General features: G+C 70.0%; 22 protein-coding genes and 1 tRNA gene. 7 read left to right on the plus strand and 16 right to left on the minus strand.

Annotated elements, in window-relative coordinates:
• Window positions 1-5: 5 nt before the first annotated feature.
• From ehuA to INT49_RS12405, 4 genes are all read right to left on the minus strand, one after another.
• Window positions 6-809 carry an ectoine/hydroxyectoine ABC transporter ATP-binding protein EhuA gene (gene ehuA / locus INT49_RS12390; protein ID WP_193118056.1) on the minus strand — a complete coding sequence of 268 codons (804 nt, stop codon included), beginning with the start codon at window positions 807-809 and terminating at the stop codon, window positions 6-8.
• Window positions 802-1,455, minus strand: coding sequence for an ectoine/hydroxyectoine ABC transporter permease subunit EhuD (ehuD, locus tag INT49_RS12395; RefSeq protein WP_193118057.1), 654 nt, complete (start codon window positions 1,453-1,455; stop codon window positions 802-804). The genes ehuA and ehuD overlap by 8 nt, the downstream gene beginning before the upstream one ends.
• A complete protein-coding gene (locus INT49_RS12400) occupies window positions 1,452-2,231 on the minus strand; it encodes an amino acid ABC transporter permease (protein WP_193118058.1) in 780 nt (259 codons plus the stop codon). Before INT49_RS12400 ends, ehuD begins: the two co-directional genes overlap by 4 nt.
• Before the next feature lie 85 nt (window positions 2,232-2,316).
• Window positions 2,317-3,237 (minus strand): transporter substrate-binding domain-containing protein, encoded by a 921-nt coding sequence (locus INT49_RS12405; RefSeq protein WP_193118059.1) that lies wholly within the window; start codon window positions 3,235-3,237, stop codon window positions 2,317-2,319.
• Between the two features lie 364 nt (window positions 3,238-3,601).
• Between INT49_RS12405 and INT49_RS12410 the strand changes: the two genes are divergently transcribed.
• Window positions 3,602-4,402: a GntR family transcriptional regulator gene (locus tag INT49_RS12410; RefSeq protein ID WP_193118060.1), complete on the plus strand. Its 801-nt coding sequence runs from the start codon at window positions 3,602-3,604 to the stop codon at window positions 4,400-4,402.
• Between the two features lie 117 nt (window positions 4,403-4,519).
• Here the strand turns inward: INT49_RS12410 and INT49_RS12415 are convergent.
• The 5 genes from INT49_RS12415 to INT49_RS12435 form a co-directional block, all read right to left on the minus strand.
• A tRNA-Ser gene (locus INT49_RS12415) sits at window positions 4,520-4,608 on the minus strand.
• Window positions 4,609-4,790: 182 nt separating this feature from the next.
• Window positions 4,791-5,267: a peroxiredoxin gene (locus INT49_RS12420; RefSeq protein ID WP_193118061.1), complete on the minus strand. Its 477-nt coding sequence runs from the start codon at window positions 5,265-5,267 to the stop codon at window positions 4,791-4,793.
• Between the two features lie 135 nt (window positions 5,268-5,402).
• Window positions 5,403-7,151 (minus strand): potassium channel family protein, encoded by a 1,749-nt coding sequence (locus tag INT49_RS12425; protein ID WP_193118062.1) that lies wholly within the window; start codon window positions 7,149-7,151, stop codon window positions 5,403-5,405.
• A gap of 234 nt (window positions 7,152-7,385) precedes the next feature.
• Window positions 7,386-8,057 carry a DUF1801 domain-containing protein gene (locus INT49_RS12430; protein ID WP_193118063.1) on the minus strand — a complete coding sequence of 224 codons (672 nt, stop codon included), beginning with the start codon at window positions 8,055-8,057 and terminating at the stop codon, window positions 7,386-7,388.
• A 9-nt stretch (window positions 8,058-8,066) separates the two neighbouring features.
• A complete protein-coding gene (locus INT49_RS12435; RefSeq protein WP_193118064.1) occupies window positions 8,067-9,116 on the minus strand; it encodes a LacI family DNA-binding transcriptional regulator in 1,050 nt (349 codons plus the stop codon).
• Window positions 9,117-9,427: 311 nt separating this feature from the next.
• Between INT49_RS12435 and INT49_RS12440 the strand changes: the two genes are divergently transcribed.
• The 3 genes from INT49_RS12440 (at window position 9,428) to INT49_RS12450 (ending at window position 13,303) form a co-directional block, all read left to right on the plus strand.
• The gene (locus INT49_RS12440; RefSeq protein ID WP_193118065.1) at window positions 9,428-10,459 is read left to right on the plus strand and encodes a zinc-binding alcohol dehydrogenase family protein; all 1,032 of its coding nucleotides are present in this window, start codon (window positions 9,428-9,430) and stop codon (window positions 10,457-10,459) included.
• A 130-nt stretch (window positions 10,460-10,589) separates the two neighbouring features.
• The gene (locus INT49_RS12445; protein WP_193118066.1) at window positions 10,590-12,026 is read left to right on the plus strand and encodes a tagaturonate epimerase family protein; all 1,437 of its coding nucleotides are present in this window, start codon (window positions 10,590-10,592) and stop codon (window positions 12,024-12,026) included.
• 254 nt (window positions 12,027-12,280) lie between these two features.
• Window positions 12,281-13,303, plus strand: a complete 1,023-nt coding sequence (locus INT49_RS12450; protein ID WP_193118067.1) for a YdcF family protein — start codon at window positions 12,281-12,283, stop codon at window positions 13,301-13,303.
• Window positions 13,304-13,359: 56 nt separating this feature from the next.
• On the opposite strand, the gene INT49_RS12455 is transcribed toward INT49_RS12450, so the two are convergent.
• Complete coding sequence (locus INT49_RS12455; RefSeq protein ID WP_193118068.1) at window positions 13,360-13,977, minus strand: biotin transporter BioY; 618 nt, start codon at window positions 13,975-13,977, stop codon at window positions 13,360-13,362.
• A gap of 95 nt (window positions 13,978-14,072) precedes the next feature.
• Window positions 14,073-14,792 carry a M50 family metallopeptidase gene (locus INT49_RS12460; protein ID WP_193118069.1) on the minus strand — a complete coding sequence of 240 codons (720 nt, stop codon included), beginning with the start codon at window positions 14,790-14,792 and terminating at the stop codon, window positions 14,073-14,075.
• A 203-nt stretch (window positions 14,793-14,995) separates the two neighbouring features.
• Between INT49_RS12460 and INT49_RS12465 the strand changes: the two genes are divergently transcribed.
• Complete coding sequence (locus INT49_RS12465; RefSeq protein ID WP_193118070.1) at window positions 14,996-17,299, plus strand: family 78 glycoside hydrolase catalytic domain; 2,304 nt, start codon at window positions 14,996-14,998, stop codon at window positions 17,297-17,299.
• A 130-nt stretch (window positions 17,300-17,429) separates the two neighbouring features.
• Here the strand turns inward: INT49_RS12465 and INT49_RS12470 are convergent, their stop codons facing one another.
• Together INT49_RS12470 and INT49_RS12475 are read right to left on the minus strand one after the other, a co-directional pair.
• A complete protein-coding gene (locus INT49_RS12470; RefSeq protein WP_193118110.1) occupies window positions 17,430-17,633 on the minus strand; it encodes a cold-shock protein in 204 nt (67 codons plus the stop codon).
• A 787-nt stretch (window positions 17,634-18,420) separates the two neighbouring features.
• Entirely contained in the window at window positions 18,421-20,943 is a 2,523-nt protein-coding gene (locus tag INT49_RS12475) for an ATP-dependent DNA ligase (protein WP_193118071.1), read from the minus strand.
• A 104-nt stretch (window positions 20,944-21,047) separates the two neighbouring features.
• On the opposite strand from INT49_RS12475, the gene ku reads away from it, so the two are divergent.
• Both ku and INT49_RS12485 read left to right on the plus strand, forming a co-directional pair.
• Window positions 21,048-22,046: a non-homologous end joining protein Ku gene (ku, locus tag INT49_RS12480; RefSeq protein WP_193118072.1), complete on the plus strand. Its 999-nt coding sequence runs from the start codon at window positions 21,048-21,050 to the stop codon at window positions 22,044-22,046.
• 42 nt (window positions 22,047-22,088) lie between these two features.
• Window positions 22,089-24,611 (plus strand): excinuclease ABC subunit UvrA, encoded by a 2,523-nt coding sequence (locus INT49_RS12485; protein ID WP_319021607.1) that lies wholly within the window; start codon window positions 22,089-22,091, stop codon window positions 24,609-24,611.
• Window positions 24,612-24,629: 18 nt separating this feature from the next.
• On the opposite strand, the gene INT49_RS12490 is transcribed toward INT49_RS12485, so the two are convergent.
• The 3 genes from INT49_RS12490 to INT49_RS12500 all read right to left on the minus strand — a co-directional run bounded on the left by INT49_RS12490 (window position 24,630) and on the right by INT49_RS12500 (window position 26,717).
• Window positions 24,630-24,887: a helix-turn-helix domain-containing protein gene (locus INT49_RS12490; RefSeq protein WP_193118073.1), complete on the minus strand. Its 258-nt coding sequence runs from the start codon at window positions 24,885-24,887 to the stop codon at window positions 24,630-24,632.
• Window positions 24,887-25,390 (minus strand): DUF2975 domain-containing protein, encoded by a 504-nt coding sequence (locus INT49_RS12495; protein WP_193118074.1) that lies wholly within the window; start codon window positions 25,388-25,390, stop codon window positions 24,887-24,889. The genes INT49_RS12490 and INT49_RS12495 overlap by 1 nt, the downstream gene beginning before the upstream one ends.
• A 112-nt stretch (window positions 25,391-25,502) precedes the next feature.
• Complete coding sequence (locus INT49_RS12500) at window positions 25,503-26,717, minus strand: M20 metallopeptidase family protein (protein ID WP_193118075.1); 1,215 nt, start codon at window positions 26,715-26,717, stop codon at window positions 25,503-25,505.
• Window positions 26,718-26,724 lie beyond the last annotated feature (7 nt).

Below are 26,724 nucleotides of genomic sequence, written 5' to 3' on the forward strand. Positions count from 1 at the left end.
CGAGCTCAGAGGACGGCGTGCAGGAAGTCCCTGGTGCGCTGGTGGCCGGGGTCACTGAAGATCTTCTCCGGCGACCCTTCCTCGACGATCGATCCCTGATCGAACATCATCACCCGGTCCGAGACATCCCGCGCGAACTGCATCTCGTGGGTCACGATCAGCATGGAGATGTCCGTCTCGGCGGCGATGTCCTTCAGCACCGCGAGCACCTCTCCCACCAGCTCGGGATCCAGCGCCGAGGTGACCTCGTCCAGCAGCAGGATCTCGGGGTCCATCGCGAGGGCGCGGGCGATCGCCACGCGCTGCTGCTGACCGCCGGAGAGCTGCGAGGGGTTGAAGTCCCGCTTGTCGCTCATGCCGACCTTCTCCAGCAGGCCCTCGGCCTTCGAGATCGCCTCGGCCTTGGACAGGCCCATGACGTGGATGGGCGCCTCGGTGATGTTCTCCAGCACCGTCATGTTCGGGAACAGGTTGAAGTGCTGGAACACCATCCCGATCTGGGTGGTGGTGCGCCGTCGCGTCTTGTCCGAGACGCGAACGCGCTTGCCGCCCTGGTCCTCGTACTGCAGCGGAGCCCCGCCGACGTGGATGTACCCGCCGGTGAGCTCCTCGAGGGTCATCACCAGGCGCAGGATCGTCGTCTTGCCGGAGCCCGAGGGCCCGATCAGGGTGACGCGTTCTCCCTTCGCGACGGTGAAGTTGAGGTCGTTCAGCACGGTGTTGTCGCCGAACCTCTTGACCACGTCACGGAACTCGATGTGCGGAGCACCGATGCTGGTGGCCCCGTCGGGGGCGGTGTTCTCAGGCAAGTCTCTTCTCCAGTCGTCGGATCAGAACGGACGTCGGATAGCTCGCGACCAGGAAGATCAGGCCGGCCAGCGTGATCGACTCGGTGTATCGGAAGGTGTCGCCACCGTAGGTCTGAGCGACTCGGACCATCTCCGGGATGTAGATGACCACGAGGAACGGCGTCTCCTTGAACATCGAGATCGCGTAGTTGCCCAGCGCCGGCAGCGTGCTGCGGATCGCCTGCGGGATGACGACCGCCCGCCAGGTGCGCAGCAACGGGAGCGAGAGCGCGGTGGCCGCCTCCCATTGCCCCTTGGGCACGGAGTCGATCCCCGCGCGGTACACCTCGGCCATATAGGTCGTGTAGTGGATGCCGAGCACCCAGATGCCGATCGCGAGCGTCGAGTCGATGTACGGCGACAGCACCAGGTTCGCGAACACCAGCTGCACCACGAGGGGCGTCATCCGGATGAACTCCACGACCCAGGTCACCGGAGTGCTGATGAAGCCCGGCGCGACGCGCCGGGTCATCGCCACGATCAGGCCCAGCACCACGGCGATGAGCGTGCCGAGCACGGTCGCCACCAGGGTGTACTTGAAGAAGCCCTCCAGCAGCATGGGCAGGACGGCGGCGGCGTGGTCCCAGGACCACCAGGACTCGTTCATACCATTGCCCCCCTCGCCACGTTCTTGCCACCCGGGGGCCGCAGCAGCGTCCCCAGGGAGTCCGACAGGGCCGGACCGCGGCCGATCTTGTGCTTGGCCCGCACCTCGAGCGCGTTCATGATGATCACGATCACCCAGGCGACGAGGTAGTACGCGACCAGGGCGAACAGGAACGCGAACCACGTGCCCGTCTGGTCACGAACCTGCTCCACCCGGAAGTAGAGGTCGTACAGCAGCACAGTGCTGACGATCGCGCTGCCCTTGAGCAGCTGGATCCACAGGTTCGACAGCGAGGGGATCATCAGGGCCCAGGCCTGCGGGATGATCACGCGGAACATGCCGCGCACCGGGGAGAGGCTCAGCGCGCTGAGAGCCTCGTACTGGCCCTTGGGGACCGAGCCGATCGAGCCGCGCACCACCTCGGCGCCGTAGGCCCCGTAGTTCAGCCCCAGGGCCAGCACGCCGATCGCGAGCGGCGCGAGCTGCCAGCCGAACGGGTACGGCAGCTGCGGCAGCACGAAGGCCAGCCAGAACAGCTGGACCACGAGCGAGGTGCCCCGGAAGAACTCCACGAAGATGCGCGCGATGATGCGCACGGCGCCGAGCTTCACCGTCTGGGCGATGCCGAAGACGAAGGAGATCACCAGGGCCAGCAGTCCGCCGAACGCGGCGGCCAGCACGGTTACCTGGACGCCTTCGAGGATCTGCGGCATCCGCGCGCCGAGGATCTCGATATTGGGACCGAGCTGCTCGAAGAAACCGATCACACCGTCCATCGGGGGCTCACCACCTCGGCTCGCGCCGCTCCGGCGCGTCCCGGAAGGGGACGCGCCGGAGCGGGACGGACAAGAAGGTCAGAGGTCACTGCAGGGACGACAGATCGCCGGAGCACAGGATCTCAGCGGTCATGTCCTCGGGGGGGAGCTCCTCCTCGGAGAAGCCGAACTCGCCGACGATCGAGAGGTACCGCTCCGGGTCCGAGATGATCTCGGCGAGCTTCTCGTTGTAGGCGTCGAGCACGGAGGTGTCCTCCTTGCGGAAGACGGTGCCGCCGGCGCCGACCTGCTTCACCCCGTCGATCTCCGCGACGAAGCTCGGAGTCACCTCGAGGTCGGTGTTGGAGTTGTCCGCCAGCCAGTTCAGCGAGATCGCGGTGAGCGCGAAGGCATCGGCGTTGCCGCTGGTGACCGCATCGACCCCGTCCTGCGGGCCGCCGACCTCGATGCTCTCGAGACCGAGGTCCTTCGCGTAGGTGCTCTCGATCGCGCCGCTCATGGTGGCGACCTTGAGGCCCGAGTCGACGAAGGAGTCCATGTTCTCGAGCTTCTCGGGGTTGCCCTTGGGCACCATGAGAGCCGTCGTGTACTGGAACTCCGGCTCGCTGAAGGCGGCCTCGGCGCAGCGCTCGGGCAGGATCGACATGCCGGCGCTGACCGCGTCGAACTGTCCGGCGTTCAGCCCGGGGATCAGCGAGTTCCAGTCGGTGACCTTGCCTTCGACCGTGTCGATCCCGAGCTCGCCGAAGATCTCGCGGTGCATGGCGACGGTGGCTCCGGTCAGGTCGCCGTTGTCATCGAAGCTGTAGGGCGCCTCACCGGCGAAGCCGACGGTGATCTTCCCGGCCTCCTGGAGCTTGGACAGGAGATCGCCCCCGCCGCCGTCGCTGGAATCGCCGCCACCTCCGCCGGTGCTCGTCTGGCTGCAGGCGGCCAGGCTGCCGCCCAGGGCCGCGGCGGACAGCACGAGGCCGGTCCCTCGGAAGAATGTACGGCGGTTGTGCATGGGGTGTTCCCTCTCGCTGAGCGATCGACGGGCCGACGGTCGTTGCACTGTCGGACAATCTGATCTCTGGATATCGGATTCCGAACCACGGTATCGGTGTTGGCGGTGTGGGCCGCGCCCGGTCCACGTTTCGTGATGGGGTCGTGACCCGCTCGGAGCCGTTCTCGTCGCCGTCCGGAGCTCATCTCGTCGACTCCCGGAGTCAGGTTCGGCCGAGCCCTTGAGCGGGCCCATGGGTGAGCCGATGAGCGGGCCCACGAGTGAGCCGAGCGACTGCACCGGCCCTCGCGTGCTGACGGGAGGTCTCCCGCGTTCTACGATGACGCGACGCGGAGTGGACCGCGCAGGAGCAAGGAGAACGGCGATGACCTCTCGTCCGGAACGAGTGCAGCTGCCCATGATGCAGCCGCTGCGTCGGCCCTCGATCATCGATCAGGCCGAGCTCGAGCTGCGTAACGCCATCTACTACGGCGACCTCCGCCCCAGCGACGGGATCCCCGAGGTGCAGGTGTCCCGACAGATGGGGATCTCGCGCTCTTCCCTGCGCGAGGCCTGCCAGCGCCTGGTGCGCGACGGCCTGCTCACCCAGATCCCCGGTCGTGGCCTGTACGTCACCCGTATGGATGCCGGGACGATGTCGGACTTCATCGACTACCGCCTCGGGATCGAGATGCAGTCCGCCACGATCGTGGCGGACACGATCAGCACCCTGCACCGCCGTGGTGAGACGGCGAAGATCGACGCTCTGCTGGCCCCGTTGCGTGCCTCGCTCGAGCGCAGCCGCGCCGCTCTCGCAGCTGAGCAGCTCATCGAAGCCGGCAACGCCGACCTCGACCTGCACCAGCAGCTCGCGGAGATCACCACGAACCGCTTCCTCAGCACCGCGATGAACACCATCGTGATCCTCACGAGGATGGGCAGCTTCTCCGACCCGCTCGGCTTCGGCGTGCGTGCCGACATCACCACCACCCATGAAGCCCTGATCGCGGCGCTCGCGGAGGGCGACGGCTCCCGGGCGCGCGCTCTGCTGCGGGAGTCGCTGCAGGAGCTCGCGGGTCGCCTGCGCGCCGGAGTCGAGTCCGACGTGGTGCGCGATCCCGATCTGCTGGAGACCTCCGGCCCCGAGTGGACGACGATCGGCGAGGACACCGGCGAGAGCGTCTGAGCGTCGGCCCGTCGACCGATCACCGCATCACCGCATCGGCTCGTCGGCCCGAACACCCGGGCATGGACAAGGCCCCTGGTCTGCGATGTTCTCGCAGGCCAGGGGCCTTGTCGTCGGCGGAGACGAGAGGATTTGAACCTCCGAGGCGATTTTTGTCGCCTACTCCCTTAGCAGGGGAGCGCATTCGGCCGCTCTGCCACGTCTCCTGATGCCCTGAACGAGCAGGGCATGCCGGAACAGCATACGGGAGCGCGCGGGGTGCGCCAAAGCGGGAGTGCACAGATCACGTCACATGTGCGGACTGCCACCGTCTGGCGGACGATCTCGCACGGTCCCGCACGGTCCCGCATCAGGATCTCTCCCCCGGCGGCGTGCTCGGAAGCTCCGGTCAGAGCCCGAGCTTCTCCTGCAGCAGAGCGATGTGCTTCGGGGTGCCCACGCGGTACTTCACGAAGGTCAGCACGCCCTCGGCGTCGATCGCGAAGGTGGAGCGGATCGTGCCCTGGACCTTCTTGCCGTACATGTTCTTCTCGCCCCAGGCGCCGTAGGTCTCCATCACCTGGTGCGTTTCGTCGCCGGCGAGGGTGTAGGGCAGCTCCTGCTCCGCCACGAAACGATCGAGCTCCGCCACCGGGTCCGGCGAGATCCCCACGATCCGGTATCCCGCATCGAGGAACATCTGGTGGTTGTCGCGCAGATCGCAGGCCTGCTTGGTGCACAACGAGGTGTTCGCGGCCGGGTAGAACCACAGCAGCGCCGGGGCGCCGCGCAGCTCGGACAGGCTGATCCGGCCTCCGCCGGCGGTGGGCAGATCGAGATCAGGGGCGATGTCGCCGACGGCGAGCTTCACGGGTGCGGCAGGCATGTCTCTCCTGGAGGTGGTGCGGGGTGGAGGTGGTGCGGGGCGGTGGTGATCCGGGATGGAGGTGATGCAGGTCAGGCGGTGGTGGGGACGGCGACGGACCTGTCCGCAGGCGGTGGCCGACGCCGTCCTCCCAGGCTAGCGGGAGGTGGTGACCCGTCGGCCTCGGCGCCTGCGCCGCAGATAGGTCTCGCGGAAACGTCGTTCGGCGTGGCGATCACCGAGCAGCAGCAGCTTGCCCGGCGCCGAGGGGATCGATTCGGTGTCATAGCTGAGCGTGCCGTCGTCCCCCGCCACGGCGACGATGTGGCAGCCGGTGCGGCGATGCACCTCGGTGTCCCGCACGGAGCGCCGCACCAGGGAGTTGGGCCGCGGCACCAGGAACAGCTCATTGCCCTCGGCCACCAGCACGCGATGGCTGAGGCCGGCGTGGTTCCACAGATCGGTGGCGCCGATGGTCGCGTACGAGAGGACCCCGTCGGCCCCGGCGCGGTACAGCGTGGCGACATTGCGCTCGTAGGTCGCGCGCGAGACCACCTGGAGCTCGGGGCGCAGGCGCCGGCAGAACAGGGTGAGGTACACGTTCAGATCGTCGTCGCGCGGCGTGACCAGCACGGCGGACGCGTTCTCGAGCCCGGCCCGGCGCAGGATCCGCTGGTCCGCCGCGTCACCGGCGACCACCGTGTAGCTGGCGGTCCCCTCGAGCGCGGAGTACGAGTTCTCGACCCGGTCCGACAGCAGCTCGACGATCGTGTTGGGCACGCCCTGGGCGGTGAGCTCGCGGGAGGCGGAACGCCCCACGCGGCCGCCACCGAGGATGATCACCGGATCCTCGGACTGCTCCAGGACCTGGAACTGCTCGTCGTAGGCGGCGAGCTCGGCGGCCTCCCCCGCGAGGATCAGCACGGTCTGCTCGGTGATCGGCAGCTCGGGCTTCAGCGGGCGCAGACGCCCCTTGCGCATGATGGCCAGGATCCGCACGCAGGAGCGCAGACCCATGGTGGCCTCACCCAACGACTTCCCCACGAGCGAGGTGCCGCGCACGGCGGCCTCCGCGATGAGCGTGTCCCCGAAGCTGCCGATGCGGTGGACCCTGCCCGTGGTGCCCAGCACGCGACCGGCCATCTCCCGGCCCAGCACCGCGCCCAGCTCCAGCACGTGGTCCGACCCGGCGAGGGAGAGCACGTCCACCGAGACCGGCTTGCTCGCGGTGACCGCGACCGGGACATCCCCGCAGACCTGACGGACTGTGAAGGCGACGTTCGTGTTCGCCGTGTCGGAGAGCATCGAGGCGACCATGCGCGCCCGATCCGCGCCCGCGCTGCGATAGGTCTGCGCGGAGTCCAGGGGGCCGACGACGACCTGGCGTCCCTGGTCATGCAGCAGCCCTGCTTCGACCGGGTCCTCCACGACGAGCACCGCGGGGACCTGGCAGCGCTCCGCCCGCGCGGCGAACGCCTGGGTGACCGCGTCCGAGCCGACCAGCAGGACATGGTCACGCATCTGGGCCGGCACCTTGCGGGGCGTCCGGGCCGTGCGCCTGCGGTCCAGCCAGGGGGTGACGACGTACTGGATGACGAAGAACGGGAGCAGCACCAGCATGTAGACCACGCCGCTGAGGAGCACGAGCAGGGAGAACAGCCGGCCTGCGCCCGAGGTGAAGGTGATGTCGCCGTACCCGAGGGTCGACATCGTGGTGATCGTCCAGTAGATCGCCCCGATCCAGGAATGATCCTGGGCGTCCACGCCCATCAGGGTCTTGAACACCGCGGCATAGACGATCACCATGACGGCACCGATCGCCACGATCAGGATCCCGGCACGCGACTTCCGTCGCGCCATCGGCACCCGATCAGCGCGTCGGGGCATGCGTCCCGGCAGCTCCATGGGTGATCCTCTCGACGTCGGTCCGGGGTGCCCGGACGCAGATCTTTCCAGGCACCTCGCGGAAGCGTAGGCCTGTTGCCCGGCACATGCCTAACGATCGACCACCAGGTGCGGCCCAGGGCACCATCGCCGGCAGATCGGACTGCAGATTCGACGGCGGATCACAGCGGTGAGGACCATCTCGTCGGCCGACTCTCCGCGCACGGCCCTGCAGGTTCTGCAGGTTCTGCAGGTTCAGCAGGCAGTGGGGTCCGACGCCCAGGCGTGCTCGACGAGTTCGCGCAGGACGTCACGGTCCACGTCCTCGAGCTTCCTGATCCACACGCAGGCGGCGCCGCGGCGGTGCTTTCCGAGCCGGTCGAGCAGCTCCTCGGAGCGCGGGGCGCTCGAGAGCCCGTAGAGGGCGATGTCCGCCGTGCGCGGGCTGAAGCCGAGATGGAAGGTGTCCCCCTCCCGGCCGGAGGCGTACACGTAGTGGCTCTCCCCGTACCCGATCATGCTCGGGCCCCACATGACTGCCCGCTCCCCAGTCGCCTCCCCGAACAGCTCCAGGAGCTGCTGACCCTCATGGCTGCGCCGGGCACTCAGGCCCGCGACGTACTCGGCCGGGTCGACCGTCGTCGCATGGGTCGTGATGTCCTTCGCACTCCGCCCGGTGCTGCCGCGGGTCACCGTCGTCCCGCCGCTTCGCGGAGCGGGCGGGTCCGTCAGGGACTCGCCGTGCTCTTCGAGGATCTGCTGGAGGCGGCGCCCGGCTGCGGGGCCGACGCCGTGCAGCTGCGCGAGCTGCGTCCAGTCCGCGCCGACGAGATCGCCGACGGTGGCCAGGCCCTGCTCGGCCAGGGCGCGGGCGGCCGGGCCGCCGACACCGGGAACCGCATCGATCGATGTGCTCAGGTCGCTCATGGCCGCAGGCTACTCGCGAGCGGTGACCTTCGCGGTCGATCCGCGGGGGACGAACTGGGAGGGCAGGCCGATCCGGGCATGTCTCGGGCTCCGGCCCTGAGCATCCTCGTCACCGCTGCTGCCCAGGCACTCGAGATGGCTCTCTCCGTTCCGTCGTCGGCCGCCGTCGTGGAGCAGGTCGATCGCGGTGACGCCCATGTCGTAGCGCGGCACCCGCACCGTGCTGAGCCCCGGCGTCACGAGAGAGGAGAACTCGATGTCGTCCCAGCCCACCACGCTGATCTCCTCCGGCACGTCGACACCGAAGCTGCGCAGCCGCTCCATGAGGGCGAGCGCCATGAAGTCGTTGTAGACGAGCACCGCGGTGACGTCGGTGAGCAGCACCGCCTCAGCGCCGCTGCGGCCGCCGTCGACGGTGGGCGGGAAGGAGCCGATGTCCGTCCACTCCATGCCGGCCTCGGTGCAGATCCGCTCGATCACGGTGCGGCGCACGGCATCGGATCGGCTCACACTGGGCCCGCCGACGTAGCCGACGCGGCGGTGCCCCATGCGGTGCAGATGGCGCACGGCCGAGGGGATCCCGGGAACCGGATCGGCGAAGACGCCGGGCAGCACCGGGGACACCCGGTTGACGAGGCTGAGCGGGGTGATGTCCGCGGCCTCGCGCAGGGAGTCCTCGGTCATCCGGCTCGAGCACAGCACGATGCCGTCGACCTGGGCGGCGAGCGTGCGCACGAGCGGCAGTTCGCCCTCCGGGGCCTCCCCCGCATCCGTGATCAGCAGCTGGGAGCCGAGCTGGTGGGCACGAGCCTGCGCCCCCTTGAGCACTGCCGGGAAGAAGGGGTTCTCGAGGTCCGGCACGATCACGCCGTAGACCCCCGAGCGGCCGGTGATGAGCGCGCGGGCGCTGCGATTGGGGCTGTAGCCGAGATCGGCGGCTGCGGCGAGGACCTTCTCCCGCGAGGTCGCCCCCACGAGCTCCGGCCGCTGGAAGGCGCGAGAGGCGGTCGCGACGGAGACGCCCGCGAGCGCCGCGACGTCCTTGAGGGTCGTGGCCATGCGCCGCCTCCGTGTCGTGTTCCGTGTCGTGTCCGCCTGGTGTGCCGCGCCCGGCTGGTGCGCGCGCCTGGTGCGCCCGGTGCCGCACCCGGCCGGTGCGCCGTGCGACGGCGGATCATCGACTGCAACTTTTGCAGTGGAAGAGAATCCTACGTCATGAACTGCCCTTCCCTGCTGGCCCCTGGTGTGCAATCGTTTACGATGGTTCTCCGTGATCAGGTGAGCAACCCGGCGCCGGAACCCTGATGGGTCGGCGCGTGCATCGCTGGACACCACGGCTGAGCACCACGCCCACCCCGGACAGGAGCGCCATGAGAGCACTGCAGGTGACGACCCCCGGCACCGCGGTGGTCGCCGAGATCGACGATCCCGTCCCCGCGCCCGGCGAGGCGCTGCTGCGCGTGCGCTACGCCGGGATCTGCGGCTCGGACATCCAGACCTTCCGCGGCACCCAGCCCTTCACCACCTACCCCCGCGTCCCGGGCCACGAGTTCTCGGCCGAGATCATCGAGATCCACGCGGCGGGCGGGGACAGCGCCGGATTTCAGATGGGCGATGTGGTCACCGGCGTCCCGTACTTCCAGGACGGCACCTGCTATTCCTGCCGCCGCGGGCTGATCAACGCCTGCGAGCACAACGAGACCATGGGCGTGCACCGCGACGGCGCCTTCCAGGAGCTGCTCGTGATGCCCCTGGACCGTCTGCATCGGGCCGACGGGGTGGACCCCCGCGATCTCGCCCTCGTCGAGCCCTTCTCCATCGGCTACCACGCGGTGCTGCGGGCGGACGTCGGCCCGTCGGACCGTGTGCTCGTGCTCGGGGCCGGGGCGATCGGCCTGCTCACGATGCTCTCCGCCCTCACCCGCGGCGCGCAGGTGTGGATCGCGGACGTGGTCCCCTCGCGCCTGGAGCTCGCGGAGCAGCTCGGCGCCGCCGGCACCATCGACCTCCGCAGGACGGCGCTGACAGATGTCGTCGACTTGGCGACCGACGGCGACGGCTTCGACGTGGTCTGCGAGGCGACCGGACTGCCGGTCTCCTTCCTGGGTGCGATCGAGGCCGCGGCCATCGGCGCCCGCCTGGTGCTGATCGGCAACGGCACCGCCGAGGTCACTTTCAACCAGTCCCTGCTGATCAAGAAGGAGCTGACCGTGCTCGGCTCGCGCAACAGCCGCGGCGTCTTCCCCACCCTCATCGAGCTGCTGCGGTCCGGCGCGGTGGACGTCTCGCCGATCCGCACCCTCATCGTCCCGTTCGCCGAGGCGCGCGGCGCTCTCGAGGCCGCCGCAGCCGGCTCCACGCACGAGGTCAAGGTGCTCCTCGACGTCGCGGCGAACCCGTGATCCTGCCCATGACCCGGCCCGCGATCTCGCCCGTTCCCCGGCCCGTGACCCCGCGCGGCTCCCCTGCTGACCCGAGATCTCTCGACCACCACGACTGCGCCCCCACCCACCTCTCTGATCGGAGAACCCCATGACTCTGCGCACCGACTCCCTCTCGGCGAGCATCCGCTACGACGGCTCCGTCCGCTCACTCCAGCTGGAGGCCTCCACCGCCGAGGCCCTGACCGCCTTCGAGGGCGAGGCCTCTGCGGCCGGCGACGGCCACGTGCTGACCGGTTCCCTGACCACGGCGAACGCGAAGGCCCTGCAGGCCGCCTTCCCGGCCCTGCGTCCCCAGCTGATCGGCGGCCACCGCACCTCCGTCGGCACCGGCGACCGCACCGGCCTCGCGACCCCCGGCCAGGCCCGTGCCTTCGGCGCGCAGGGCGGGAACGTCATGCCGGTCCTCGCGCAGCAGTCGATCCGCGAGATGGACCGCCTGGGCCGCAGCGCCCAGTCCGTCATGGACGACGCGGTCTTCGGGCTCGTCGAGGCCGGCTGGGACAGCGGCTTCGGCGCCGACTGCGACCACATCAAGACCACCGAGGGCATCGACCGCGGCCTCGAGGCCGGCTTCGTCATGTTCACCCTGGATCCGGGCGATCTGGTCGCCGACGTCACCGGCGGGGTCAACGAGGCCGACGCCGCGGCGCTGCCCTGGGACCAGCTCCAGGACACCCTCGAGGACACGAAGAAGCGCTACGTGGGGATGACGCTGGACGTCGGCCACTCGCAGATCGAGGTCACCGAGCAGGACGTGCTCACCGCCGTCGTGAAGTACGGCCGCGCGGTCGTGGAGTCGATGCGGCTGTACCGCCACGTCACGGAGAACGCGCAGCAGGAGGTCGAGGTCGAGTTCGCCGTCGACGAGACGACGTGGCTGACCACCTTCTTCGAGCACTTCTACATGGCCACCGAGCTCACGCGCCTGGGCGCCTCCTGGTTCAGCTTCGCCCCGCGCTACGTGGACGGCTTCGAGAAGGGTCTGGACTTCCTCGGCGATACGGAGGAGCTGCGCCTGAACCTCGAGGCGCACCACGCGATCTCGCAGCAGTTCGGCGGCTACAAGATCTCCCTGCACTCCGGGTCGGACAAGTTCTCGATCTACCCGCTGTGCGTCGAGGCCACCCAGGGCCTGGTGCACCTGAAGACCTCGGGCACCAGCTACCTGTGCGGCGTCGAGGTCGTGGCCGCCCACGATCCGGAGCTGTTCGCCGCGATCTGGGACATCTCCCGCGCCTCCTACGTGAAGGCCCGCGCGAGCTACCAGGTCTCCGCCCACGAGGACCGCACCCCGACCTCGCTGACCGGCGTGGACCTGCCCGAGCTGATCAGGTCGGCCGACGCCCGCCAGATCCTGCACGTGGGCTACGGCGACTCGCTCAACGGGACCGACGCCTCGGGCGCCTCGATCCACGACCGCTTCCTCGCCGTGGTCGCCGAGAACCAGGCACAGCACACCGACGTCCTCGCCGCCCACATCGGCCAGCACCTCGCACCCTTCGCGGCGGCCCCGACGGGACGCTGACCGGGCGCTGATCCAGCTTCGGGGCACGACTCCCCCATCGCCTGCCCGTCGGCCGGTCCGCAGTCCAGCGCGGGCGAACCGGCGGGCAGGCCCGTGCACGGCTGCGTCCGCCGATCTGTGCGGGGGCCGACGGGCTCTGCCTCCGCGCGCTGACGGGCAGGGCGATGCCGGAATGTCGGGCGCGCCACTGCCCGGCTCGTGACCTGCACTGCGGATGCCAGGATGTCCCTGACGAGCGACGAAAGGGGACAGCAGTGCTGGATGTGCTGGGCGCGCTGACCGTCGTCGCCCTCTGGTGGTTCGCCCACCTGCTGCTGGTCCGGCACGACCGCCGTCGGGTGCGCAGCGGGTTCGCCCTGCTGATGGCAGTCCACGCGAGCAGCACCTTGCTCGCCGTGCTGGTCTTCCGGGGGCATCCGCTGGGCGAGCTGCTCCTCCTCGTCGCCGGCGCCCTCGGCCTGATCGGTGCGCTCGCCCTGGGTCTCACCGTCGTCGTGGGTTCGGTCGCGGTGTCCCGCTGGGAGAGCGGCCTTCTCGGACGCCTCTCCTCCGCTCTCGGGGGGATCGCGCTGCTGGTCGCGCCCGGTGCCGCTGTGATGCTGGTGGCGACGGGGACGCCGCCGGGCCTCGGCATCGCGATCGCCGCCTGCGTCGTCGCCGGCCACATGGGCGTCGCCTACCTGGTGTTCCTCGGGGCGACCGTCCCGTACCAGCTGTTCCCGCCGCACCGCGAGAGCACGGGGATCATCATCCTCGGCTCCGTCCTGTACGACGGCCGCGTCCCGCCCCTGCTGCGGCGCCGGCTGGACCGGGCGGTCACCGAACGGGAGCGGCTCCTCAGCCTCGGGGTCGATCCGCTGCTGGTGCCCTCCGGCGGCAAGGGCGATGGGTTCACGCCGGCCGAGAGCGAGGCGATGGCCGCCTACCTGATCGAGGTCGCCGGGGTGCCGGCGGACCGGGTGCACGCGGAGACCGAGGCACGGACCACCGAGGAGAACCTGATCCTCTCCCACCGGATCCTCGACGAGGCCGGGCTCCAGGGCCCCTACATCGTCTCCACGAGCAGGTACCACGCCTTCCGTGCCGCGCTGCTGGCCCGTGGGCTCGGGCTCGACGACGAGGTGATCGGCGCTCGGACCGCCCTGTCCTACCTGCCCACTGCGACGCTGCGGGAGTTCGTCATCACGATGGCCTACCGCGTGCGCTGGGTGCTCGCGGCACTCCCCGTGACCGTTGCGCTCACGATCCTGCTGGTCCGCCTGCTCGCCCCTGCGTAAGGGCGGGCGCCCGGACCACGCAGCGAGCGCGTGGGCTCAGCAGCGGACGCGTGGGCTCAGCGGCGCTCGTCGAGCGCGCGCACACCCTTCCAGGCGGCAGGGATCAGCACGGCAGCGATCGCGGCCTTGACCAGGCCACCGGCGAGGAAGGGCCACACGCCGGCGGCGAGGATCCCCCCGATGCCCATCTCGGCGCCCATCACGGCGTTGAGGATCATGGCGAGGTAGGGCACGCCGACCAGGAAGGGCACCACGCTCGCGGCGACGAAGCCGACCATGGCCAGGACGGGCTTGCGATCCCAGGCGCGCTCGGCGAACCAGCCGGCCACGAAGGCTGCGGGGATGAAGCCGAGGATGAAGCCGAAGCTCGGGGACAGGGCCGCGGCGGGCCCGCCGGTGAACTCGGCGAAGATCGGGGCGCCGGCGAGGCCGACGAGCAGGTAGGTGAGCATCGCCATCGCGCCGCGGCGGGAGCCGAGTGCGGCGCCGACCAGGATCACGCCGAGGGTCTGGCCGGTGATCGGCACGAGCGGCAGCGGGATCGTGATCTGGGCGAGCAGCGCGACCACGGCGGTCCCGGCGAGGACCAGTCCGGCATCCTGCAGGCGGGAACGGTGCGGGGCCAGGGCATCGGCCAGGACGGGACGGCGGGCCGGAACGGCGATCGCGGACATGGAGCTCCTCGGAGGGTCGGGCGGGGAAGGGATCAGCGTAGGCCAGACTACGCATCCTCGGTCCGTCGGCGTCACACGGTGAGCACCCCACGCGCTCAGCCCCCGCCGAGCCCCTGCGGGACGAGCGCCGTCCCGGCCCACCACGTGCAGGCGGCGAGCACGACGACATAGCCGAGGTTCCAGGTCCATGCGGGCAGCGGTGTGAGCTGTGCGAGCTGGCCCGGGTCGTCGGACCTCCCGCCCCCGCGCATGACGGCCCCGAGGTGCCGCCAGGCGCCGAGCAGGAGGAACACCCCGGCCGCGAGGGTGAGCAGGGCACTGACACCGGGACTCCCCCACCACCACACGGCGCCGATCCCGACGATGCTCGCGAGCACCACCAGCAGGGTGTGCGCGGAGCGGGTGAACACCAGCGAGAGCAGGAGGATCACGAGCGCTGCGAACAGCGCCGTGCGGGACCAGCCCTGCAGCGCTATCTGGATCAGCACGGCTCCCAGGACGGCAGGGGCGGGATAGCCGGCCCAGGTCGAGATGATGCGTCCGGCGCCGCGCCGAGGGCCGACGGTCACCGCGTGGCCTGACATGTCGGCGCTGACCACGAAGCCGGTGAAACGCCGGCCGCAGAGCATGCCGATGATCGCGTGGCCGAGCTCATGCACGATCGTCACGGCGGGCCGCGCAAGGCGCCACAGCGGTGCGAGGGCGACGACCACGAGCGCCACGGCGAGGGCCAGCAGCACCCACCATCCCGCCTCGGGGACGGGCGCGGGCACGATGCGCTCCCACACCGCGCGGCCGACAGTCTGCAGATCCATCCCCCCATCGTCGCAGTGCTCCCCCGGGAACCACGGAGGCAGAGCCAGGCCCACGCACGACCCACACACGCCCCACGCATCCGCGGCCGTCCCATCCGTCCGCGACCGCCTGTCCACCCGCTCCTGCGGGAACGGCGACCGGCCGCATGCCAGACTGTCGGCACTTGTCGACGCGGATACGAAGAACCAGGTGGAAACTGCCGATGGCGGACGTCAACCCCTCCCTTGCCCGGTGGATCGCCGCCCCGGGCACGGATCCGCAGAACCCCCTGCTCCGCACGACGTTCGAGCTCAGCGCCCCGCCGACGTCCGCCCGGCTGCTCGTGACCGGCCTGGGCGCCTTCCGAGCCTTCGTCAACGGCTCCCCCTACCGGCCCTCGCGGCTGGACCCGGGCCTGACCGACCCGCGACATCGGGTGCAGGTGTGCGAGGCGGACGTCTCCGAGCTGCTCACGCGGGGCACGAACGTGCTGGGCATCTCGCTGGGGCGCGGGTTCCACGACATGTCCACCCCGAACGTATGGCGGTGGGAGCAGGCGCCCTGGCGCGGTCCGGTGCGCGCCTGGGCGCACCTCCGCGTCGAGCTGGCCGACGGCACCTCCCGGGCGATCGCCACCGGCGAGGGGTGGCGCACGGCGCCCGGGCCGATCTCCGCGGATTCGATGTACGAGGGTGAGGTCTTCGAGGGTGGCCAGAACCCCGACGCCTGGCTGCAGGCCGGCTTCGACGACTCTGACTGGGAGGGTGTGCTCGTGGACCGCCCGGGATCGGGATCCCGCCGCGCGGCACCGATCGCCGCCCCACGGATGCAGCTGCAGGTCCAGGAGCCCGTCATCGTCCAGGAGGAGATCGTCCCGGTGGAGGTCGCCGGACCGGGCCCCACGAACTCCGGGGATGCGCGCGTGGTGCTCGACATGGGTCGCGTGATCGCCGGCTGGTGCCGGTACACGCTCCGCGGGCAGGAGCCGCTGGAGTTCTCCGCCGTCCACGGCGAGAAGCTCCGGGCCGACGGCAGCGTCGACGCGGACAACGAGCACATCCACGCCGACCGCTTCCAGGAGGATCTGGTGCGGCTCGGACGGGACTCCCCCACCTTCGAACCGCAGTTCAGCTATAAGGGCTTCCGGTATGTGGAGCTCCAGGCCCGGCTGGGAACCCTCGAGGACCTCGAGGTCACGGGACTTCTCGCCCATGCAGATCTCTCCGTCGCCAGTGCCCTGTCCAGCTCGGACGAGTACCTCGTGCGCTTCGATGCCGCGATGAGGGCGTCGCTCGCGAACAACATGCACCATGTCCCCACCGACACCCCGATGCACGAGAAGAACGGGTGGACCGGGGATGCCCTGACGGGGTTGAGCGCGATGGTGGCGAGCTTCGACATGCGCCGGATGCTGCGGAAGTGGGCGCTCGATCAGGCCGACGGCCAGCGCCCGGACGGCTCCCTCTCCGTGATCGCCCCGAATCCCGGTTGGGGATATGAGGAGCTCTCCCCCGCCCCGGAGTGGACCTCGCTGCTTCCCGAGCTGCTCGACGAACTCGCCACCGAATACGGCGAGGTGGACATCGTGCACGAACTGGGCCCCGCCGCCGCGGCCTACCTGTCCTACGAGCTCGGCCGCCGCGACGAGGACGGCCTCGTCTCGGGAGTCCTCGGCGACTACCTGACACCCGGCAGCCCCGGCCCTGCCCCGGAGGACAAGCGCCTCACGGCGACGCTGTTCCTCGCACACGGCCTGCGCGCCCTCGCCCATGCGGTCGAGCTCGCGAGCATCGAGGGCAGCCCGACGGACGGCAACCCCTGGACCTCCCGCGGCGACCAGATCACGGGAGTTCCCACCCCGGCGCAGCTGCTCGACGACGCCACCACCCTCGAGGCCGCCGTGAACACCGTCTTCCTCGACCCTCGGCGCGGGGTGTACCGCGACCCGGGCTCCACTGAGTACCGCCAGACCAGCAACCTGGTGCCCCTGGCCTTCGGGGTCGTTCCCCCGAGCCGGGTCGCCACGGTGGTCTCACACCTGGTCGCGGACCTCGAGGAGCGCGACGCCCACCACGACTGCGGGCACATCGGGGTGCGCTTCCTGCTGCCCGTGCTCTCGGCCCACGGGCACGGTGAGCTCGCACTCCGCGTGCTGTCGAACCCGACGGCGCCGGGGTGGAAGGGGTGGCTGGACGCCGGGAACTCCACGTTCATGGAGATGTGGCACGAGCCCCGCTCCTGCTCCCACTACTTCATGGGGACCCCCGCGACGTGGATCCACGAGAACGTCGCCGGGCTGCGCCGTGGCCCGGACGGGTGGCGGGAGTTCGACGTCGTCCCGGACCCGGACGTCCCCGTCGGCCGGATCGAGCTGTCGCGCCGCACGATCCACGGCGAGATCGTGGTCGACGTGGACCGCGACGCCCGGATCGTGACGCTCGAGGTGCCCGAGGGCACCCGCGCCCGCGTGATGCTTCCCGGCCTCGAGCAGCATCTGGAGCCGGGGCTCCACTCCGTGTCCTGGTGACACCCGGGACATAGAACGGCGCCCGCCGGTTCCGGCGTGATGCCGGACCCGACGGGCGTCGTGGTCTTGACCGGGATCCGCGAGGCGGACCCACCGGTCTTCAGGGCCGATCAGTGATCGACCGGGGCGCTCAGATGGCGCGGATGTTCACTGCCTGCATGCCCTTGGGGCCCTGCTCGGTCTCGAACTCCACGCGCTGGTTCTCCTCGAGATCGCGACGGCCGGTGCCGGCGATCGCGCTGAAGTGCGCGAACACATCGGCGGAGCCGTCCTCGGGGGCGATGAAGCCGTAGCCCTTGTCGGAGTTGAACCAGGTGACGATGCCAGTAGCCATGGCGATATTCCTTCGTTGTCGTGAACCACGTTCGTGGCCCGGGTATCCGTGGCGACGGCGCCGCCGCGGATGTGGTGCACCCCAGGCGTTGCGCCGACCGATGCGGTCGGTGCTGCCAGGACGGGGTGCGTGTGCGGCCTCGAGGGCCGCCTGAGCCGCGGCCAGCGACATGAAGTCGCCGATGCGGCCGAACTGGGGCCCGAAGGCCGTGTGGACCGGCGCGTCAGCGGCAGGGCTGACGACGTGGCCGGCGAACTCTCCGGCGAGCGTGGCGACGTGGACGTCGTCATCGGCTCGGAGCCAGGAGAGGGTGGGGTGCGCTGCAACGACCAGGGAGGCGGCCATCGGCGCGGACGAGAGGGGTGACGTCGAGACGTCGTCGTACGTACTGAGAAGTGCGGAGGAGGTGATGAATACTCAATTTCGTAGGTGTTCTGCGCGACCGTCGTCGGTCGCCTCCGAAAGAGGCATCCAGCGCCGTGCGGCCATCCGCTCTCAGCACCCGGATCCACGACCCGGAGGAGGTGGTGCGTGCTGTCCCGCCGAGGCGAGATCGTTCGAACGACTCCGAGGAGACTACGGCATCCGCGGGACCGCGTGTGACCACATGTGATCCACCGGACGCGGCAACCGTGGATCCGCGTGGCAGCCGGGCCATCGATATCGGTGATGACCTGCACGATGATCCTGTGGGGAGCGTGGCGACGGACGCGGTGCAGCGCCATCGGACCGGACGACCACGTGGTCAGCAGCCGACGCCGACCCCCTCCGGGAGCAGGCAGCGGGCTCACTCCTCCCATCGGACCTCCGCCGCCTCCTTGTCGGGTCGCCACCCGCGCCAGACGGGGTGGCGCAGCCGGCCGTCCTCGGTGCGCTCGGTGTGCTGGACCTCGCCGACGAGGTCCGCGCGCACCCAGTCCGCGTCCCGACGGTCCGCCGCGGGCACGTCGTCCACCGGCGGGGTCTTCCGGGTGCGGGATCCGAGCGTGCTCGCGATCTGCTCGAGGTCGCGGTCGCTGAATCCGGTGCCGACGCGACCGGCATAGCTCAAGCGTCCCTGGGCGTCGGGCACGGCGACGAGCAGGGATCCGATGCTCCCGGAGCGCCCGCCCTTGCCGTGCCTCCAGCCGATGACGACCACCTCCTGATGGCGGGCGTTCTTGAGCTTGATCCAGGTGCGGCCGCGCTTGCCGGGCCGGTAGATGCCGGTTTCCGTCTTCGCCATGACCCCTTCGAGCTGGAGCTCCTGCGAGAGCTCGATCGCATGGTCGACGTCGCCGTGATCGGCGTGCGGCAGATGGACGTGCTCGGCTGCCTCCACCGCGGCGAACAGGGCGTCGCGTCGTGCCCGGTACGGGGTGCGCAACAGGGAGTCGCCGCCGCGCACCAGAAGATCGAAGAGCATCACGTGCACCTCGACCTCCTCCCGCGCCCGCTGGACGTCGCGCTCGCGGGTGAGGCCCAGGCGTTGCTGGAGCCGGGAGAAGGAGGGACGGTCGTGGGCGTCGAGCGCGACGATCTCCCCGTCCAGGACGCTCTCGCCCGCCGCGAGGATCTCCGGATCGAGAGCGTCCTGGAGCTCGGCGAGCTCGGGGAAGGTGGCGGTGAGGTCCTTGCCGCCACGGCTGGTCAGGCGCACGGCGTCGGCGGTGACGGTGGCGATGACGCGCACCCCGTCCCATTTCATCTCGAAGGCCCAGTCGTCCTGGTCCCGGATGTCCTCGTGGCGGCCGAGGGTGGCGAGCATCGGGGAGATCGGGTCGCTCATCCCGGCCGGCGCGGATCGGGCTCCGGAGGAGGATGACGCAGAGGGCGCCCCGTCCCCTGCCGTCGGCTGGTCCTTCATGAGATGCAGCAGCCAGTTCGCGTCGGCCTTCTTCTCTGCCGCCGCGGACTTCGTCGTCCCGCCCATGCCTCCGGTGTGGAGGAAGGCGAAACGGCGCGGTGCCCCGCCGAGTCCGCCGTCCCCGCGACCGTGACAGACGACGATGGCCTCCTTGCCCTCGCGCCACTTCTCGATCTCGATCGTGCCGGAGTCCCAGAGGGTGACGTCGCCGCCGCCGTACTCGCCCGTCGGGATCGTCCCCTCGAAGGTGCCGTACTCGAGCGGATGGTCCTCCGTCTGCACGGCGAGCCGGTTCACGTCGACGTCGAGCGGGGGCCCCTTGGGCACGGCCCAGGAGACCAGCACGCCGTCGTGCTCGAGGCGGAAGTCCCAGTGCAGACTGGAGGCGTGATGCTCCTGGATCACGAACATCGGCGCCTCGGAGCGCAGGGCCTCGAGCGCTTCCTGCGCGGCGTCGGAATCGGAGTCGGAGCCTGCTGTCGGAACCGGTTCGGGGGTCTTCGTGGCATCACGCTTGGAGCGGTAGGCCTCCAGCCGGTCACGCGACGAGCCGGCCGACCCGCTCCCCGCGCTGCCGTTCATGCCCAGGGCCGCGATCGGGTCCGTGCCGTCCTCGATCCGTTGCAGGACCTCCTCGAACTCGAGCTGGTCGAGCTCGGGATCCTCGATCTCCTCCCAGGTGCGAGGCGCCGCCACCGTGGGGCGCAGCCGGCCTCGCAGGGAGTACGGGCACACGGTGGTCTTATGCCCGTTGTTCTGCGACCAGTCCACGAGCACCTTGCCCGCTCGCAACGACTTCTTCATGTCGCTGACGACGTGATCGGGGTGGTCGTCCTCGAGGGCCTTCGCCAGCTCATGGGCGACCTGGGCGATCTCCTCGGCTGTGGCGTCGCCGTCCAGGGGCGCGTAGAGGTGGATGCCTGTGGATCCCGAGGTGACGGGGTAGGACTCCATCCCCATCCCCTCCAGGATCTCGCGGCACCACTGGGCGACGCGGGCGCAGTCAGGAAGGCCCGCTCCCTCCCCAGGATCGAGATCCAGGACCAGCCGATCGGGGTTCGACGGTGCGAGGTCCTCGTCGAAGCGCCATTGCGGGGTGTGGATCTCGAGGGTGGCCAGCTGCGCGAGCCACACCAGCACGGCGGTCTCGTCGACTAGGGGGTAGGTCGAGGTGCCGTCCTTGTGCTCGATGTCCGCGCGCGGCACCCAGTCCGGTGCGTGATCCTCGAGGTCCTTGCGGAAGAACACCGAGCCGGGATGCTCGGCCGTGCCCACCCCGTCGACCCAGCGCTTGCGGGTCGCAGGTCGCCGCGTGGCCTGCGGGATCATCACCGGAGCGATGCGCCGGTAGTAGTCCAGCACCTCTCCCTTCGTGGTCCCCGTCGAGGGGTAGTAGATCTTCTCGAGGTTCGAGACCTTCAGCGTGCGGTCGTCGATCCTGACCTTCTGCTCTCCGGTAGCCATGACCACACTGTGCCCTGCGTCACGGGGATCGTCACGGCCCGAGCAGGAAATCGGCCTACCGATCGTTCCTGGCGTGCGCCGACCGCGCGTGGTGTCATGGGGGCATGCGCGCGATATGGAGCGGTGAGATCACGTTCGGGCTCGTCAACGTCCCGGTGAAGCTCTACGGGGCCACCAGGTCGCACGACCTCTCCTTCCACCAGGTCCACGACGAGGACCAGGGACGCATCCGGTACCAGCGCACCTGCGAGGTGTGCGGCCGCGAGATCGACTACGAGCACATCGACAAGGCGTACGACGACGGCGACAAGACGGTCGTCCTCACCGACGAGGAGCTCGAGGAGCTGCCCGCCGAGGACAACGACGAGATCGACGTCGTGCAGTTCGTGCCCGACGAGCAGGTGGATCCGATCCTGCTGGGCACGTCCTACTTCCTCGAACCGGTCGGCCGGTCCTCCAAGGCCTATGTGCTGCTGCGCCGGACGCTCGAGGACACCGAGCGCACAGCCATCGTCACCTTCACGCTGCGCACCAAGACCCGCCTCGGCGTGCTGCGGGTCCATGAGGACCTCCTCGCCCTGCAGACCCTGCGCTGGCCGACCGACCTGAAGGACGTCGACTTCGGCCCGTCGAAGACGACGATCAGCGCCAAGGAGCTGACGATGTCGGCCTCGCTGGTCGAGCAGTTCAGCGGCGACTTCGATCCCGAGCAGTTCACCGATGAGTACCAGGAGCAGCTGCGCGAGCTGGTCGAGGCCAAGCTCGACGAGGGCGACTCGGTCGATACGGAGGCGACGTTCGGCAAGGACGGGTCGGCCGATGACGGAGACGACGGCGATGGGGGCGGGAAGGTCATCAGCCTGATGGACGCGCTCGAGCGCAGCGTGCAGAAGCGCCGCGGATCGGGATCGTCCTCCGGGGATGCGAAGGCAGCGCAGGCGACGAAGGGTTCGAAGGCCTCGAAGAGCTCGAACAGCTCGAAGAAAGCCGACGGAGCGAAGAAGTCCAGCGGTTCGAAGCAAGCCAGCGGAGCGAAGAAGTCCGGTGGCTCCAAGAAGTCCGGTGCTTCGACGAAGTCCGGCAGCACGAAGAAGTCCGCATAGTCGTCGGCCCGTGCGTCGGCCCCCGCGAGTAGCCTGGCGCTCGTGATCGATCACGCAGGCCCCCAGCCCACAGCCATCGAGGTCCGGGGCGCCCGCGTCCACAACCTCCGCGATCTGGACGTGGACGTGCCGCTGCACCGCGTGGTGGGCATCGCCGGGGTCTCCGGCTCCGGGAAGTCCTCGCTCGCGATGGGCGTGCTCTACGCCGAGGGCTCGCGCCGATATCTCGAGGCGCTGTCCACCTACACGCGCCGCCGCATGTCCCAGGCCCCGCGGGCGGACGTCGACGAGGTCACCCACGTGCCCGCCTCGCTCGCCCTGCGCCAGCGGCCCGGAGTGCCCGGGGTGCGCTCCACCTTCGGCACCTCGACCGAGCTGCTGAACGTGCTGAGGCTGATGGTCTCGCGCCTGGCCTCGCACGTGTGTCCCAACGGCCATCGCATCGGCCCCACAATCGACGTCGCCGCCGAGGTGCCGATCGCCTGCCCCGAGTGCGGCGAGCAGGTCGTCGCTCCCGGCGCGGAAGCACTCGCCTTCAACGCCGAGGGGGCCTGCCCGCGCTGCGAGGGCATCGGGGTAGTGCGCACGGTCGACGATGCGACTCTCGTCCCGGATCCGTCGAAGACCCTCGACGGGGGCGCTGTGGTGCCCTGGTCGATGTTCGGCTTCAACGTGCAGCCGGACATCGCCCGGGAGTTCGGGGTGCGCACGGATGTGCCCTGGCAGGACCTCGAGGACTGGGAGCGCGAGATCGTCCTCGACGGGCCCGAGGAGAAGAAGCACATCACGGTCACCAGCAAGAAGGGCATCCACGACCTCGACTTCACGTTCCGCAACGCCCGCCTGACCGTCACCGCCGAGCTGGCCCGGGCCGATACCGAGAAGCGCCTGTCGAGGGTCTCCCGGTTCCTCGCCGTGAGCACCTGCCCCGACTGTGACGGCACCCGTCTGAGCCCCGCTGCGCTCCTCCCCCGGCTCGACGGGATCGACCTGGCCGAGGCCTCGGCGAAGACGCTCGACGAGCTGATCGCCTGGGCACCGACGGTCGTGGATCCGCTGCCGGGCGAGATGCGCCAGATGGCCCGGGCGCTCGTGGAGACGCTGCTGTCCATGGCCGATCGTCTGGTCCAGCTCGGACTGGGCTACCTGGCCCTGGATCGGGCAGGGTCCTCGCTCTCGACCGGGGAGCTGCAGCGGGTCCAGCTCGCCCGCGCGGTGCGCAACCGCACCACCGGCGTGCTCTACGTGCTCGACGAACCCAGCATCGGCCTGCATCCCTCGAACATCGACGGGCTCCTCACCCTGGTCGGCGACCTGCTGGCCGACGGGAACTCCGTGGTGCTCGTGGACCACGACGTGCAGGTGCTGCGGGCGGTGGACCACCTGATCGAGATCGGTCCCGGGTCGGGCAAGGACGGCGGCACCGTCGTCGCCGCGGGCTCCGTGGCCGATATCGAGGACTCCGCGGATTCCCTGTTGAGCGGGTTCCTGACCGGTCGGAAGCCGGTCGTCGTGCGCGAGCAGGCAGGAGGCGACGTCTTCGCCGACGGTTGCCTGAGCCTGCGCACCGATCCCGTGCACACGGTCCATGCGCTCGAGGTGGAGATCCCTCGCGGCCGTTTCACCGCGGTCACCGGCGTCTCGGGCTCCGGCAAGACGACGATGGTGCTCGAGTCCTTGGTGCCGGCGCTGCGGGCACGGCTCGAGAACCGTCGGCTCCCGGCGCATGTGACGGAGCTCGAGGACGAGGGGATCCTGCGGGTCCACCAGATCGATGCCACGCCGATCGGGGTGAACGTGCGCTCCACCGTCGCGACCTACAGCGGGGTGCAGGACGATCTGCGCCGTGCTTTCGCCCGCACCGACGCGGCCCGCGAGCAGGGGCTCACGCTCGGGGACTTCTCCTACAACACCGGCTCGCTGCGCTGCCCGCGCTGCGAGGGCACCGGGCGGGTCTCGCTGGACGTCCAGTTCCTCCCGGACATCGATATCGACTGCCCTGAATGCGGCGGGCACCGCTACGCCCCGGAGGCCGACGAGATCCTGCGACCGCGCCCGGATTCACCCGTCGGTGTGTCTCTGCCCCATCTGATGTCGCTCACGGCGCGCGAGGCGCTCGACGCGGTCGGTGATCTGCCGGCGGTGCGCAAGAAGCTGCAGGCCCTGGTCGATCTGGGGCTGGGCTATCTCACGCTCGGCGAGGACACCCCGGCGCTGTCCGGCGGGGAGGCGCAGCGGCTCAAGCTCGCCGGGCAGATCGATCGCCGCCAGGACGACGCCCTGTTCGTGTTCGACGAGCCGAGCGTGGGCCTGCACCCGCGGGACGTGCGCACCCTGCTGTCCGTGCTGGATCGCCTCGTCACCCGCGGCGCGACCGTCGTGGTCATCGAGCATGATCTGGACATGGTCGCCAACGCCGACCACGTGATCGACATGGGGCCGGGCGGCGGCGAGGCCGGCGGCCGGATCGTCGCGACGGGCAGCCCGTCGGACGTCGCCGCGATCGACGCGTCGGTGACGGGTCGCTACCTGCGCGAGCACCTCCTCACCGACAGGGCGCGCTGAGGAGAACCCGGGACCAGGTCACGAAGCGAGCTCTGACCCGCCAGCGTCGGCGGAGCCGGCAGAGTCGGCGACGTCGGGCTCCCAGCGGAGCAGATCGCCGGGCTGGCAGTCCAGCACCTCGCACAGTGCAGCGAGCGTCGAGAAGCGCACCGCCCTGGCACGGCCGTTCTTGAGCACGGAGAGGTTCGCCGCGGTGATGCCGACCCGCTCGGCGAGCACGCCCACCGGCATCTTCCGCCGGGCGAGCATCACGTCGAGGTCGACGACGACCGCCATCAGATCACCTCGTCGAGCTCTGCTCGGAGGGAGCGGGCCTGCTCTGCGGTGAGCGTGGCCTGGACCAGCAGCTGGCGCTGCACGTACACGACGAGGGCGACACCGGCGATGACCAGGGCGCATCCGCACAGCGCGCCGACCATCCCCGGCGCCATCTCGTCCCCGGGGGTGGTGCGATTCGCCCAGACGCCGACCAGCGCGAACGCCAGGACCAGCACGGAGCAGGCTCCGATCGCTCCGATGATCACGTCGACATAGCGGAAGGAGCGCTGCGAGAACACCCGACCGTGCCGCACAAGGCCGAGCAGACGCAGGATGCAGACTCCGATCACCTGCAGGGCCAGGATCCCGAGGACGCCGAGCGAGAGGATCACGATGGCGAACGTGGGTATCCCGGCCTGGTCGAGCAGCCCCGCCATCACGATCACGCCCTGCAGCACGAGGGCGCCCAGCAACGAGATCCAGATGATCACCCGAAGAATCGTCACACCCACCGCGCTCATGGCATCGCTCCCTCAGGTCCGTCGTGATCCGCCCGGTCGACGGAGCTCACGGGGAGGACATCGTTCAACAGCAATAATTCATCGATTATCGATGTGCGCCGTGGGTGTGTGCTCAGATCACGGGGTCACCCTCCCCCACCTCTGCCTGCAGTCGGTTCCAGGCCAGGGTTGCCAGCAGCAGCGCCTGGTCCGCGAGCACGGAGTCGTCGAAACGGGCCTGCGGGGAATGGTTCGAGGCGGGCAGATGCTCGGGGTCGAGATCCTTCGCCGCTCCCACGTATCCGTACGCCCCGGGGATCTCCGCGAGCACCCGGGAGAAGTCCTCGGACCCCGTGCGCGGGTTCGCCAGCTCCTGGTAGCGCTCCGCACCGAACAGGGCGCGGGCGGTCTCCCCGAAGGTCGCCGCCTCGACGTCGTCGTTGATCGTGGCGGGGAGGACCGTGCGCATGGTCGCGTGCACCGTGAGGCCGTGGGCGCGGCCGATGTCGGTGACGAAGCGGGGAAGCTCGGCGACCAGCGACTCGGTAGTGGCGTTGCTGAACGAGCGCACACCCACTCGGAAATGGGTCTGATCGGGGATGATGTTCGGCGCGCTTCCGGCGTGGATCTCGCCGACGGTGAGCACCACGGGGTCGAAGGCGCTGTACCGGCGGGTGATGTGCGTGTACAGCGCGGAGATCATCTCGGCGGTGGCCGGCACCGGGTCCAGCGCCTCGTGAGGGCGGGAGCCGTGGCCTCCGCGCCCCACCACGCGCACATCGAGCACGGAGTAGGCGGCCATCAGCGTGCCGGGCCGGCTGGCGATCATGCCGCTGGCGACGTCCGCGGCGACATGGATCCCGTAGGCGGCGATCGGCCGCTCCCCCGCCGCCTCGAGCACGCCTTCGCGCAGCATGACGCTCGCCCCGTCGTACCCCTCCTCCCCCGGCTGGAACATGAACAGGACGGTCCCGGGGAGCTCCGCGCGCCGAGCGGCGAGCAGTCGCGCCGCGCCCACCAGCCCGGCGACGTGCAGGTCGTGGCCGCAGGCGTGCATCGCCCCGTTGGTCGAGCCGAACGGGAGGCCGGTGTCCTCCACGAGGGGCAGGCCATCCATATCGCCCCGCAGCAGCACCACCGGTCCGGGACGGCCGCCGCGGAGCACTGCGATCACCGAGGTGGTCTCGGTTCCCAGCGTGATCTCGAGGTCGAGATCGGCGAGCGCGTCGAGCACGAGCTGCTGGGTCACGGGCAGCTGCAGCCCGATCTCGGGGGTGGTGTGCAGCCGACGTCGCAGATCGATCAGCTGCTCGAGGAAGCGGTCGTCACCGGGGGCGAGGTCTGCCATGCGAGGG

This window comes from Brachybacterium tyrofermentans, from assembly GCF_014897585.1.
GTDB lineage: Bacteria > Actinomycetota > Actinomycetes > Actinomycetales > Dermabacteraceae > Brachybacterium > Brachybacterium tyrofermentans.